The 12,728-nt window shown below is 61.1% G+C and carries 10 protein-coding genes and 1 tRNA gene; 7 read left to right on the top strand and 4 right to left on the bottom strand.

Features of this window, described 5'->3' with window-relative positions; all coding sequences use genetic code 11:
• The 4 genes from AC1ECN_RS16960 to AC1ECN_RS16945 form a co-directional block, all read right to left on the bottom strand.
• Positions 1-873: porin (locus tag AC1ECN_RS16960; RefSeq protein WP_477953598.1), on the bottom strand; the 873-nt coding region annotated here is incomplete at its 3' end.
• Between the two features lie 567 nt (positions 874-1,440).
• Positions 1,441-1,531, bottom strand: a tRNA-Ser gene (locus tag AC1ECN_RS16955).
• 169 nt (positions 1,532-1,700) lie between these two features.
• Positions 1,701-2,918, bottom strand: a complete 1,218-nt coding sequence (locus AC1ECN_RS16950) for an NAD(P)/FAD-dependent oxidoreductase (RefSeq protein WP_020397466.1) — start codon at positions 2,916-2,918, stop codon at positions 1,701-1,703.
• Between the two features lie 185 nt (positions 2,919-3,103).
• Positions 3,104-4,219: a Gfo/Idh/MocA family protein gene (locus AC1ECN_RS16945; RefSeq protein WP_130661298.1), complete on the bottom strand. Its 1,116-nt coding sequence runs from the start codon at positions 4,217-4,219 to the stop codon at positions 3,104-3,106.
• Positions 4,220-4,425: 206 nt separating this feature from the next.
• Between AC1ECN_RS16945 and AC1ECN_RS16940 the strand changes: the two genes are divergently transcribed.
• The 7 genes from AC1ECN_RS16940 (at position 4,426) to AC1ECN_RS16910 (ending at position 12,695) form a co-directional block, all read left to right on the top strand.
• Positions 4,426-5,301 (top strand): MurR/RpiR family transcriptional regulator, encoded by an 876-nt coding sequence (locus tag AC1ECN_RS16940; RefSeq protein ID WP_130661297.1) that lies wholly within the window; start codon positions 4,426-4,428, stop codon positions 5,299-5,301.
• 92 nt (positions 5,302-5,393) lie between these two features.
• Positions 5,394-7,328 carry a bifunctional 5-dehydro-2-deoxygluconokinase/5-dehydro-2-deoxyphosphogluconate aldolase gene (locus AC1ECN_RS16935; RefSeq protein WP_477953596.1) on the top strand — a complete coding sequence of 645 codons (1,935 nt, stop codon included), beginning with the start codon at positions 5,394-5,396 and terminating at the stop codon, positions 7,326-7,328.
• Between the two features lie 205 nt (positions 7,329-7,533).
• Complete coding sequence (gene iolD, locus AC1ECN_RS16930) at positions 7,534-9,384, top strand: 3D-(3,5/4)-trihydroxycyclohexane-1,2-dione acylhydrolase (decyclizing) (RefSeq protein WP_130655079.1); 1,851 nt, start codon at positions 7,534-7,536, stop codon at positions 9,382-9,384.
• A 65-nt stretch (positions 9,385-9,449) separates the two neighbouring features.
• Positions 9,450-10,370 carry a myo-inosose-2 dehydratase gene (gene iolE / locus AC1ECN_RS16925; protein WP_130661295.1) on the top strand — a complete coding sequence of 307 codons (921 nt, stop codon included), beginning with the start codon at positions 9,450-9,452 and terminating at the stop codon, positions 10,368-10,370.
• A 210-nt stretch (positions 10,371-10,580) separates the two neighbouring features.
• Positions 10,581-11,378: a 5-deoxy-glucuronate isomerase gene (gene iolB, locus AC1ECN_RS16920; protein WP_018071029.1), complete on the top strand. Its 798-nt coding sequence runs from the start codon at positions 10,581-10,583 to the stop codon at positions 11,376-11,378.
• An 89-nt stretch (positions 11,379-11,467) separates the two neighbouring features.
• A complete protein-coding gene (locus tag AC1ECN_RS16915) occupies positions 11,468-11,695 on the top strand; it encodes a DUF1127 domain-containing protein (protein ID WP_018071028.1) in 228 nt (75 codons plus the stop codon).
• 163 nt (positions 11,696-11,858) lie between these two features.
• Complete coding sequence (locus AC1ECN_RS16910; protein ID WP_018071027.1) at positions 11,859-12,695, top strand: helix-turn-helix transcriptional regulator; 837 nt, start codon at positions 11,859-11,861, stop codon at positions 12,693-12,695.
• Positions 12,696-12,728: the final 33 nt, after the last annotated feature.

The following is a 12,728-nucleotide window of genomic DNA, read 5'->3' as shown; positions in this document are numbered from 1 at the left end:
GTACTGAACGCCCGGGGTGATCTTGAGCTTGTCGGTTGCCTTGATAGCGTATTCGGCAGCGATAGCCCATTCAGCTGAGGAGTAGTAGGAGTTCGGGCCGGAAGAGTAAACGCCGGCGAGGCCGAGCGTACCGGGACCGATGTCAACCGTACCCATTGCACGGATAGCGCCGTCTTCGTTGTCGACGTCCCAGCCGCCGGTAACCTGGTAGCTGAACGCACCAGCCTTACCGCCAACGCCGAAGGCAACGCCGACATTGTTCGGACCATCGTCCGCAGTAAAGTCGGTGGTGCCGGGAATGACGCCGGGAGTAAAGGTACCCTGGTAAACGCCGTCTTCCAGTTCATCGACGCTGATACCAGCGTAGAAATCGCTGGTTTCATACTGATAGCGGATCGAGTTGTGGAGCGTTACGACCGAACCGATGTCGTCGGTTTCGCCAGAGAGACCATCGTCCCACCAGCTGTAGAACAGACCGGCGCGGAAGCCCGCGACGTCGAGGTAAGCGGAGTCGAGCTTGGCCTCCTGATCGGTGGCATTGTCAGCATTGAACTGCATGACGATGACGCCGGTCAGCGGACCATACTCGGTGTCGCTCTTGGCGGTGAACTGAACCTGACCGCGGGTCTTGGCATCCCAGTCCGAATCGCCGCCGACATCTTCGCCAACGTTGACCTGGAAACGGATGTAACCGTTGATCTTGAGGCAGGTTTCGGTGCCCGGGATGTAGAAGTAGCCGGTGCCGTAAGCGTCGCAGACGCGAACATATTCAACCGGTTCCGGTTCGGCAGCAACGATAGCGTCAGCAGCCTGAGCACCGGAAACTACTGCGAGAGCAGCAGCGGAGCCGAGAAGAAGGCTCTTGATGTTCATAAATGACCTCCAATTCAAAGTTTCGATCGGGTTTGGGATCTTTCGCTGAGCAGCGTTCCCTGCCCCATCCCCGTGTTTCAAGAAGTGGACGATCAGTCGCCCTTGCTTCCGACGCTGAAAATACAAGACGGAAGCCGTCACGCAATCACCAACTTACTCGGATGGGGGATTTGAGGGAGCCTTCCCGACATTCTGTTGCTGAAAGGACACAAGTCGGGCAACCGGCCTCGATTTCCTTTATGCTTTGTTAAGAAAACCCTGATTTTGCGGAGGCTTAGGTTCGGTCAACAAAGAATTGGACATGCGCTTTGCGACACATTCGTGACACTTTTTCGACAAAATGCGGCTCTTGTGGGGGATTCATGATTACAGGAAGCGTAACCGAACGTGCACCAATCCAGCTTTCGCCACTTGCCGGGCGTGAGCGCGGGAGGTGATTCCCGCAGACGATTCTCTCACTTGAGGCAGAGAGATTTTTCTCGTTCGCCCGGCCAAAGGCATAGCCGACTATGAGAACATGATTCCCTGCCGGAAACCAAAGATCGACGCATGCTCAGGAAATCACAATGGCGGAGAAGATGGGATTCGAACCCACGATACGCTTTTGACGTATACTCCCTTAGCAGGGGAGCGCCTTCGACCACTCGGCCACCTCTCCGGTGCGGCCTAACTATGGCGACCGGTCTGTGAATGCAAGGGTTTTTTGAGTTTTCACCAGAAGAAATGCAGCGAGCGGCAATTCGGCTGGTTGCGCAAACAGACCTCGCCTCCGGCCGAGATCCGCGGAGTTTGATCGCGCTTCGTTCTCTTCGATGAAGAGGCCGATCTCAGACGAGCAGGCTCTTGAGGTCAGCAGAAGGGTCGGCGAGAATCGATTTGTCGGGGTTGGTCCCGGATTCCAGCAGTTTTTTGCCGGTCACATAGGCTTTCGCGTCGTTGATGGCATCGACGGCGATCAGCACGCCTTCCCTGAAGTACCAGACCGAATGGGCGCCTTCGCGGGTGCCGGGACGCAGCAACGTCTCGTCATAACCGAGATTGAAGCCGGCAATCTGCAGCTTGACGTCATACTGGTCGGACCAGAACCACGGCTTCGGCGCATAAGGCTCATTGCCGCCGGCGATGACGGCTGCCGCTGCTTCGGCCTGGTCGACGGCGTTCTGCACCGATTCGAGCCTGATGCGGCCGCCCTGCCAGGGAAGTGCGGCGCAATCGCCGGCCGCAAAGATCGCCGGATCGGAGGTGCGGGCGAATTCGTCGACGACAATGCCGTTGGCGACTTCGAGGCCGGCTTCCTTGGCAAGCTGATCGTTCGGCGCGACGCCGATGCCGACGACGGCGAAATCGATGTCGATAACCGATCCGTCGGAAAGTGCGGCACCGGTGACGCGGCCATCCTTGCCAATCAGATGCTTGAGCCCTGTCTTCTCGCGGATCACCACGTCATGTGTCTCGTGAATCCCGCGCATGATGTCGGCGGTCTCCTTCGCCGCGACGCGCTGCAGGATGCGGTCGGCCATTTCGATGACGGTGACTTCCAGGCCGCGATGGCGGGCAACGGCCGCTGCCTCGAGACCGATATAACCGCCGCCGATGATGAGGACGCGGCGACCGGGGCGCATCTCGTCAGCAAGCAGATCGGCATCGCGCTTGTCGCGAGCGACATAGACGCCTTCGAGATCGCCGCCGATTGCGGCCGGGAGCCGGCGCGGCGTCGAGCCGGTGGCGAGCGCCAGCGTGCCGTAATCGAGAACAGAGCCGTCCTGCAGCAGAACCTGCTTGCTGTCCGGCTTGATCTGCTCGGCCCAGGTCGAAAGGCGAAGATCGACATCATTGTCCGCATACCAGTGCTCGGCGCGGAACAGCAGGCGGTCGAAGACCATTTCACCGAGCAGGTATTTTTTCGAAAGCGGCGGGCGTTGATAGGGAGCGACGTCCTCGGCGCCGAGGAGGGTGATCGGGCGCGTATCCTTCAACGCACGCAGCTTGGCCGCCAATGCGAAACCGGCTTGTCCCGCGCCGATGATCACCAGTCTATCCGTCACGATCTCACTCCTGAAGCTGCGCCCGACACCCACGCCAAGGCCTGTCCCCTAAAGCGCCGCGCATCTTTCAGACACGCAAAGGACGCTGTCGCATTTTGAGTTTCTGCATAATCCCTGAAATCGATCCCGATTTCAGGGATTATGCAGTAGCCCGTGCGCCGTCAACGGAAAGCGGCCTCTTACATTCAGCCGATCTCGATCCAGCGGCGCTCGTGGAAGGATTGTGCCATGGCATGCACCGACTTCTCTATCCTGAGACCGTCTTCGAATGTCACGATCGACGACGGCTCGCCTGATATTGCCCGGATCAGCTCACGGCATTCGATGATCTTCAGATCGTTGAAGCCGAGGCCGTGGCCTGGTGCCGGAATGAACCGATCATAAGGCCGATGGGCGGGTGCCGCCAGTATCTTGCGGAAGCCCTGTTCGGAGCCGCGGCCGTCGGCCTGATAGAGCTCGAATTCGTTCATGCGCTCCTGGTCGTAGACGATCGAGCCTTTCGAGCCGAAAATCTGCAGGGCGATGCGGCCCTTGCGACCCCAGGCGGCGCGATTCGCCATCAGCACGGCGGAGATGCCGCCGCCAAGCCGCATCAGCACGTTGGCGCCATCGTGGTTTTCGACGGCACGGCGACCACCCTCGCTCAGCGGGCGATCGGCATAGGGCCTCACCATATCCGTTATGACGGCCTCGACATGGCCGAAGAGATACCAGAGCAACGACAGCGGGTGCACGGCGAAATCATCGAGCGCGCCGTAGCCGGCGGAAAGCTCGCTCTTCCAATAAAAGAAGACATCGGGATCGGCCATGAAGTCCTCATCCATCTCGACGCGGATATGATTGACCGTGCCGATGGCGCCCTCGCCAATCAGCGTTCTGATATGCCGCATGACGGGATTCTGGATGTAATTATAGCCAAGGGCGGCAACCTTGCCGGATCGCTTCGCCGTTTCCAGCATGCGCTCGGCATCGGCATAGGCCGGCGCCATCGGTTTTTCGCACCAGACATGCTTGCCGGCCTCGAGGGCTGCAATCGCCATCTCGGGATGAAACTGATTGGGCGTGGTGACGGAGACCACGTCGACCTGGGGGTCGGCGATCAGCGCCCGCCAGTCGGCCGTCGCCTTCTCGAAACCGAATTCACCGGCACGAGTCTCAGCAAGCTCGGCATTGGCTTCGGCCAGATGCACAAGACGCGGACGCTCGACATCGCCGAACACCGTCTTTACTGCATTCCACGCCAGCGCATGGCACTTGCCCATATAACCGGTGCCGATCAAACCGATGCCGAGTGGCTTCATTTCCGTCTCCTCCAAAGCTGTGCGCGGATTTTTGGAATATTTGGATCATTTTGACAAGGACCTGCTCGCAGGCATTTCTGCGCCCTTCCCGAGAAGATTGTCTAAAAGCCTTCAATTACAGGGGATTAAAAACAATTAGCCGTGTCGTTTGAAATCGTTTATGTTCGATAATATGGAATGTTTGTTTCATCTCGTGAGCCGTAAGCATGGATAACGATCCCCAGAGGCACGCGCGTGTGCCGCGCGATTTCGAAAGCCTGCGCAGCACCATCATCGAGCGCAAGGCGAACATGCCGAAGCGGCTGGCGCAGGTCGCCGCCTTCGCGCTCGGCAATCCCGACGAAATCGCCTTCGGAACGACGGCGAGCATCGCGGCCGCCTCCGACGTCCAGCCCTCGACGCTGGTGCGCTTGGCGCATCATCTGGGTTATGGAGGCTTTTCCGACCTGCAGAGCATCTTTCGCGAAAGATTGCGGGACCGGACGCTGAGCTACGAAGAGCGCCTCGTCACGCTCGAGCAATCGAACGGTGACGATGAGGACGCCAATCTGCTCTCCGGCTTCATTGCCGCGGCAAACCAGTCGGTCAACCGGCTGGCGGCGACGGTCCAGAGCGATACTTTCACCAAAGCGGTGAATATCCTTGCTAACGCCGAGACGATCTATCTGATCGCCAAACGACGCTCCTACCCTTTGACGGCGCACATGACCTACGCCTTTTCCAAGCTCAACATCCGCCACCAGATCGTCGCCTCGCCGAACGGCGTCGACCCTGAGATGGTGCAGTTCGCAACACCGAAGGATGCGGCGATCGCGGCGAGCTTTTCGCCTTATGCGGCCGACAGCCTCAACCAGAGCCAAGAGCTTGCCGACCGCGGCGTTCCCGTCATCGCGATCACCGATTCGGCCTTTTCGCCGCTTGCCGCCTGCGCCACGCACTGGTTCGAGGTGGCGGAGGCCGATTTCGCCGGCTTCCGCTCGCTTTCGGCCTCGATGGCGCTCACGATGGCACTGCCGGTTGCAATCGCCGAGCGGCGGCGCAAGCGTCAGCAGTCAAAACCTGCAAAAGGCAAAATGGAATAAACATTCCGAATTGACAAAATATCGGAACCGATGTTTCATTATTGAAAATTCGCAGGCACTGGAAGCCGCGCAAAATCTAGCGGGAGGACATCATGGTACAATCGAATCCGGGTTCACGGCCGGAGCCGGCGCTTGATGTGATCACCATCGGCCGTTCCTCGGTCGATCTTTACGGCCAGCAGATCGGTTCGCGGCTGGAGGATATCGGCTCCTTCGCCAAGTCGGTCGGCGGCTGCCCAGCCAATATCGCCATCGGCACGGCTCGGCTCGGCCTCAAATCCGGCCTCATCACCCGCGTCGGCGACGAGCAGATTGGACGCTTCATCCGCGAGCAGTCGGCGCGCGAAGGTGTGGCGACAGACGGCATCGTCACCGACAAGGAGCGGCTGACGGCGCTGGTGCTGCTGGCGGTCGAGGCCGAGGGCGTGTCGCCGATGATCTTCTATCGGTCGGATTGCGCCGACATGGCGCTCGATGAAGGCGATATCGACGAGGATTTCATCAGATCCTCGCGCGCCGTTCTCGTTTCCGGTACGCATTTCTCGCGGCCGAATACGGAGGCTGCGCAGCGCAAGGCGATCCGCATCGCCAAGGCGAACGGCCGCAAGGTGATCTTCGACATCGATTACCGGCCGAACCTATGGGGCCTTGCCGGCCATGCGGAAGGCTTCGAGCGCTACGTGAAATCCGACCGGGTCTCCTCGAAGATGCAGGAGACCCTGCCGGATTGCGACCTCATCGTCGGCACCGAAGAGGAAATCCTGATCGCTTCCGGCGCCGACGACGTGCTCGGCGCGCTGAAGGAGATCCGTCGGCTGTCGCCGGCGACGATCGTGCTCAAGCGCGGCGCCATGGGCTGTATCGTCTATGACGGGCCGATCGCCGACGATCTCGAAGCCGGCATCATCGGCCAGGGTTTCCCGATCGAGGTCTTCAACGTGCTGGGCGCCGGCGATGCCTTCATGTCCGGATTCCTGCGCGGCTTTCTGCGCGACGAGCCGCTGAAGACCTGTGCCACCTGGGCCAATGCCTGCGGCGCCTTCGCCGTCTCCCGCCTGCTCTGCTCGCCGGAATATCCGACCTGGGCGGAACTCGACTTCTTCCTGACGACCGGCAGCAAACACCGGGCGCTGCGCAAGGACGAGGCGCTCAACCATATCCACTGGGCATCGACCCGGCGCGGCGAAATCCCGCTTTTGATGGCGCTGGCGATCGACCACCGTTCGCAGCTCGTCAGCGTCGCCGATGAGCTCGGCGTCGGCCATGAGAAAATCGTCGCCTTCAAACGGCTGGCGGTGGCGGCAGCGGCGCGGGTTTCGAACGGCCGCGACGGCTACGGCATGCTGATCGACGAACGCTTCGGCCACGACGCTTTCTTCGATGCGGCGACGAAGAATTTCTCCTGGATCGGCCGGCCGGTGGAATTGCCGGGCTCGAAGCCGCTGCGCTTCGAATTCAGCCAGGATATCGGCTCGCAGCTTGTGGAATGGCCGCTTGGCCATTGCATCAAGTGCCTGTGTTTCTATCATCCTGATGATCCGGCTGACTTGAAGACGGAGCAGCAGGAGAAGCTGCGGACGCTGTTCGAGGCCGCCCGCAAGGTCGGCCGCGAGCTGCTGGTGGAGATCATCGCCGGCAAGAACGGGCCGCTCACCGACGATACGATCGCAACCGCGCTGGAGGAGCTTTATGCGCTCGGCATCAAGCCGGACTGGTGGAAACTGGAGCCGCAAGCATCCAGTGAAGCCTGGAAGAAGATCGATGCAGTGATCGCCAAAAATGATCCATGGTGCCGCGGTATCGTGCTCCTGGGGCTCGAGGCGCCCGCCGAAGAACTGATCTCCTGCTTCGAGGCGACGCTGGCAGCTCCCTCCGTGAAAGGCTTTGCTGTCGGGCGGACGATCTTTGCCGATCCGGCGCGCGCCTGGCTTTCAGGCGAAATGAATGATGAGGAAGCGATCGCCGATATGGCCGGCCGTTTCCGACACCTGACAGAAGCGTGGTTGAAGACGCGCGGGCATCAGTAGGAATCGAAATAAGACCCCTCCCCAACCCCTCCCCACAAGGGGAGGGACTTAACTTGGGGCACCCGCCTCACGCCATGAGCGAGCGTCCCTTCGGACGAGACGTTGCGGCGAGAGTGTGGAGAGCCCGGCAGGTTAGCCCCTCCCCTTGTGGAGAGGAGTTGGGGAGGGGAAAACAGATAGAGAGTCAAAAGTCCGGGAGGACCCGATGGGCAAGACGATACGGTTGACGATGGCGCAGGCCGTCGCGCATTTCTTGAAAGTACAGATGACGATCGTCGACGGCAAGAAAGTGCCGATCTTCGGCGGCGTCTGGGCGATCTTCGGTCACGGCAACGTCGCCGGCATCGGCGAGGCGCTCTATCAGGTGCGCGAGGAATTAACCACCTATCGCGCCCACAACGAGCAGGGTATGGCGCATGCCGCGATCGCCTATGCCAAGGCGAATTTCCGCACGCGCTTCATGGCCTGCACGAGTTCGATCGGCCCCGGGGCGCTGAATATGGTGACGGCCGCCGGCGTGGCGCATGTCAATCGTATTCCCGTTCTCTTCCTGCCGGGCGATGTCTTCGCCAACCGCGCGCCGGATCCGGTGCTGCAGCAGATCGAGGATTTCGGCGACGGCACGGTTTCAGCCAATGATGCCTTCCGTTCGGTTTCGCGCTATTTCGACCGCATCACCCGGCCCGAGCAGATCATCTCGGCGCTGAAGCGCGCCATGCAGGTCCTGACCGATCCCCTGGATTGCGGCCCGGTGACATTGTCGCTCTGCCAGGACGTTCAGGCAGAAGCCTTCGATTATCCGGAAAGTCTGTTCGATGAAAAAGTCTGGACGACCCGCCGGCCGCAGCCGGATGCGGACGAGCTGGCGAATGCCATCGCGCTGATCAAGGGGTCGCAGAAGCCGGTGATCGTTGCCGGCGGCGGCGTGCTTTATTCGCAGGCGACGAAGGAGCTTGCCGCCTTTGCCGAGGCCCATGGCCTTCCCGTCGTCGTCACCCAGGCCGGCAAGTCGGCGATCAACGAGACCCATCCGCTGGCGCTCGGCTCGGTCGGCGTCACCGGCACGTCGGCGGCGAATGCGATCGCGGAAGAAACGGACCTGGTCATCGCTGTCGGCACGCGCTGCCAGGATTTCACCACCGGCTCCTGGGCGCTGTTCAAGAACGACAACCTCAGGATGATCGGGCTCAATATCGCCGCCTATGACGCGGTGAAGCATGACAGCCATCCGCTGGTGACTGACGCCCGCGAAGGGCTGAAGGCACTGTCGGCGGGGCTTTCGGGCTGGAAGGCGCCGGCAGCCCTCGTCGAGAAGGCGGCTGCGGAGAAGAAAGTCTGGATGGAGGCCGCCGACAGGGCGATGGCGACGACCAATGCCGCCCTGCCCTCCGATGCGCAGGTGATCGGCGCGGTGACGCGCACGCTCGGCGGCGAGAATACGACGGTGCTTTGTGCTGCAGGCGGCCTTCCCGGCGAATTGCACAAGCTTTGGCCGGCGACGGCGCCGGGCAGCTATCACATGGAATACGGCTTTTCCTGCATGGGCTATGAGATTGCCGGCGGGCTGGGCGCCAAGATGGCGCATCCGGAACGGGATGTCGTCGTCATGGTCGGCGACGGTTCCTACATGATGATGAATTCCGAGCTAGCGACCTCGGTCATGCTTGGCCTCAAGCTCAATATCGTCGTGCTCGACAATCGCGGCTATGGCTGCATCAACCGGCTGCAGATGGGAACCGGCGGCGCCAACTTCAACAATCTGCTCAAGGACTCCTATTACGAGGTGATGCCGGAGATCGACTTCCGCGCGCATGCCGAAAGCATGGGCGCCATCGCCGTCAAGGTCGCCTCAATCGCCGAGCTGGAGCAGGCGATCGCCGACTCGAAGAAAAACGACCGCACCTCGGTCTTCGTCATCGACACCGATCCGCTTGTTACCACGGAGGCCGGCGGCCATTGGTGGGATGTCGCGGTGCCTGAGGTCAGCCCGCGCGAACAGGTCAACGAAGCGCGCAAGGGCTATGTCGAAGCACGCGCCGCCCAGCGCATCGGCTAATCTATTGCTATCATTTCTCGGAAGAGCGTCCCGGCTCTTCCGCAATGCTTTTAAGGAGAATGTTGATGAAGGCCAAACTCGGCATGTCGCCCATCGCCTGGTGGAACGACGATCTTCCTGAGCTCAGCGACGATGTGTCCCTGGAGGAATGCCTGCGGCAATCACGCGGTGCCGGCTTTACCGGCATGGAAAAGGGCCGCCGCTTCCCCGACGATCCCGAGGTGATGCTGCCCATCCTTCGCGCCGCCGACGTCACGCTGTGCGGCGGTTGGTTCTCGGGCACGCTTGTTGACGAGGAGCTTGCTGCCAACAAGGACCGCATCGCGCCGATGATCGAACTGTTCAAGGCCGTCGCCGCGCCCTGCATCGTTTATGGCGAAGTCGGCCGTTCCATCCAGGGCGACCGCTCCAAGCCGCTCGCGACCAAGCCGCGTCTTTCCGATGACGAGATGAAGGCTTATGCGCACCGCGTCACCCAATTCGGAGAATGGTGCGCCGAGCAGGGCATGCCGCTCTCCTACCACCATCACATGGCCGCCGTGGTCGAAACCGAGCCGGAACTCGACGCCTTCATGCGCCATTCGGGCGAAGGCATCCCGCTGCTGCTCGATGCAGGGCATTTGGCCTTTGCCGGCGGCGACGTGCTGCGCGCCATCGGGAACCACCACGCCCGCATCAACCATGTTCACGTCAAGGATATCCGCAAGCCGGTGGTGGATGGGCTGGATCGCAGCCGGCAGTCCTTCCTCGATGCAGTGGCGCTTGGCGCCTTCACGGTGCCGGGCGACGGCTCGCTCGATTTCGGCGCTATCGTCCAGCGGCTGGCCGATCACGGCTATGAAGGCTGGTTCGTCGTCGAAGCCGAACAGGATCCACGCAAAGCCCCGCCGCAGAAAATGGCCGAGATCGGTCACGCCGAGTTGATGCGCGTCATGACGGCTGCTGGCTATACCGTGGAAACGGAAGGCTTCCCCAAGGGATCGTAAAAAACTGTTTGTCCGGAGATTCTTTCCACAAGGAGTTCGTCTTTCCGGACTGCTGGAGCAAGACCCCCCTCATCCGCCCTACGGGCACCTTCTCCCCGGTGGGGAGAAGGGGAATGGAAACGGCGCAGCATGTCCCTTCTCCCCTCGGGGAGAAGGTGGTGGCAGCCGGATGAGGGGGCCGCGTCCACCAACTTACGAGGAAAAACACCAATGCCAAATCTCAAGGTGAAACCGTCCGGCACCCACGGCCGCGTCACGCATGTCACCCCGGAAAATGCCGGTTGGACCTATGTCGGCTTCGATCTGCATCGAATGAAGCCGGGCGAGACCGTTTCGGGAGAGACGGGCGATCGGGAAGTCTGCCTCGTCTGGGTGACCGGCAAGGGCAAGGCGTCCGCCGGCACAAAGGATTTCGGCACGCTCGGCGGCCGGATGAACCCGTTCGAAGGCGCACCGCATGCGCTCTACATCCCGATGGAATCGACATGGTCGGTGACGGCGGAGACCGATCTGGAGCTCGCAGTCTGCTCCGCACCCGGCGGCGGCACCTATCAGGCGAAGGCGATCCCGCCCGGCACGCACCCGCAGGTGACACGCGGCAAGGGCACGAATGTGCGCTACGTCAACAATATCATGCCGGAGGACGACAGTTCGGCGCATTCGCTGCTGGTCGTCGAGGTGATCACGCCGGGCGGCCATACCTCCTCCTACCCGCCGCACAAGCACGACCAGGATGACCTGCCGAACGAGAGTTTCCTGGAAGAGACCTATTACCATCGGCTCAACCCGCCGCAGGGCTTCGCTTTCCAGCGCGTCTATACCGACGATCGTTCGCTCGACGAAGCGATGGCGCTCGAGGACGGCGATGTGACGCTGGTGCCGAAGGGCTACCACCCCTGTGCCGCCTGCCATGGTTACGACCTCTATTACCTCAACGTCATGGCCGGCCCGCAGCGGATCTGGAAGTTCCACAATGCCGCCGAGCATGAGTGGCTGATGAAGGCGTGAAGGCTTCTTCAGATCGCTAAATAATCTGACAGCGCGAAACTGCCGCTGATGGTTCACTGCCTCCATCCAAACACGGATGGAGGATCACCATGCACAGCTCGAATTTCACGATACCGGCCCGAAATATTCGCTCTTCGCGCTCTATACGGCCCGGCCTTTTTCTTGCGATCATCACCGCTGCCCACTGGCTGGCACGCAAGGTGAGCGAACGACGCAACCTGAATGCGTTGATGGAACTTTCCGATGAGCAGCTGAAGGATATCGGCCTTTCCAGGGGGCAGACGGAAAGCGACGTCCACGTCTATAGTCGCTACTGAAACGTCAGCGTGATACCATGCCCTACAGCGTAGCGCGTCTTTTCAGACGCGCAAAGAACGTCGTAGCATTTTGAACCGCTRCATAATTCTTTCAATCGATCCCGATTTAGGGAATTATGCGGTCGGTCGCCTCGTCGGGCGGCCGTCTGACCCGGAACACGCAATGTCGCAGTTTTCAACAGCGCCGCTCCTGAAAACGAAGACGGTCACCATTCGTGACATCGTCTGCAATGGCGAGTGCCGGCACAAAAGCGACGAGGAATGCGCCCACAGGACGAGCCTCGTCTATCCCTATCGCGGCGTCTTCATGCGGCATGTCGGTCGCAATGATACGGTGGCCGAAGCCAATCAGGTCTTGTTCTTCAATACCGGCCAGGGATATCGGATCAGCCATCCCATCGAGGGTGGCGACGCCTGCATCGATCTGGCAATCGACGAATCCATGCTCGAAGAGCTTACCCCGAAGGAGCAGGTGCAGCCCGGCCCGCCCTTTGCCTTCCGCCGCCAGCGCCGGCGGATCGATCCGCGCGCGCAGGCCCTGGTCGCTCTCCTGCGTCATGGTCTCAGCCGCAACGTCGCCGAGACGCTGGAGGCGGAAATATTGGCGCTGACGCTGGTGCGCCGTTCGCTCGGCGAGCGCACATCGCATGCGGCGGGTGCCAGTGCCGGCCGGCAGAAACTCGTCGACCGTGCAAAGCTGGTGCTTTCCTCCGATCTCGCGCGGCGCTGGACGCTTTCGGAAATCGCCACCGAAGTGGGCGTCTCGCCCGTTTATCTCACCCAGGTCTTCCAGCAGGTCGAGGCGACGCCGCTCTATCGCTACCAGCTGCGGCTGCGGCTTGCCCGCGCGCTCGATCTGCTCGGCCAGTATGAGGATCTGACGGCGCTCGGTCTCGATCTCGGCTTTTCCAGCCACAGCCATTTCAGCGCTTCCTTCAAGCAGTCTTTCGGGCAGACTCCAGCCGAATTCCAACGCGCGGCGCAGCTGCGGCGCAGGTGAAAGCCTACCGCGCCGCCATGTCTTTTCGAGAGC

The organism is Rhizobium sp. 01N447_2 (assembly GCF_056399245.1).
The sequence above is the reverse complement of the archived record's forward strand: the minus strand, read 5'-3'. Positions and strand labels throughout refer to the sequence as shown.

What these genes read in the sequence shown, in the direction of transcription:
- AC1ECN_RS16945 (WP_130661298.1), bottom strand. Translation starts at nt 4,219, where the DNA reads ATGAAGCCACTCGGCATCGGTTTGATCGGCACCGGTTATATGGGCAAG.
- AC1ECN_RS16940 (WP_130661297.1), top strand. Translation starts at nt 4,426, where the DNA reads ATGGATAACGATCCCCAGAGGCACGCGCGTGTGCCGCGCGATTTCGAA.
- AC1ECN_RS16935 (WP_477953596.1), top strand. Translation starts at nt 5,394, where the DNA reads ATGGTACAATCGAATCCGGGTTCACGGCCGGAGCCGGCGCTTGATGTG.
- iolD (WP_130655079.1), top strand. Translation starts at nt 7,534, where the DNA reads ATGGGCAAGACGATACGGTTGACGATGGCGCAGGCCGTCGCGCATTTC.
- iolE (WP_130661295.1), top strand. Translation starts at nt 9,450, where the DNA reads ATGAAGGCCAAACTCGGCATGTCGCCCATCGCCTGGTGGAACGACGAT.
- iolB (WP_018071029.1), top strand. Translation starts at nt 10,581, where the DNA reads ATGCCAAATCTCAAGGTGAAACCGTCCGGCACCCACGGCCGCGTCACG.
- AC1ECN_RS16915 (WP_018071028.1), top strand. Translation starts at nt 11,468, where the DNA reads ATGCACAGCTCGAATTTCACGATACCGGCCCGAAATATTCGCTCTTCG.
- AC1ECN_RS16910 (WP_018071027.1), top strand. Translation starts at nt 11,859, where the DNA reads ATGTCGCAGTTTTCAACAGCGCCGCTCCTGAAAACGAAGACGGTCACC.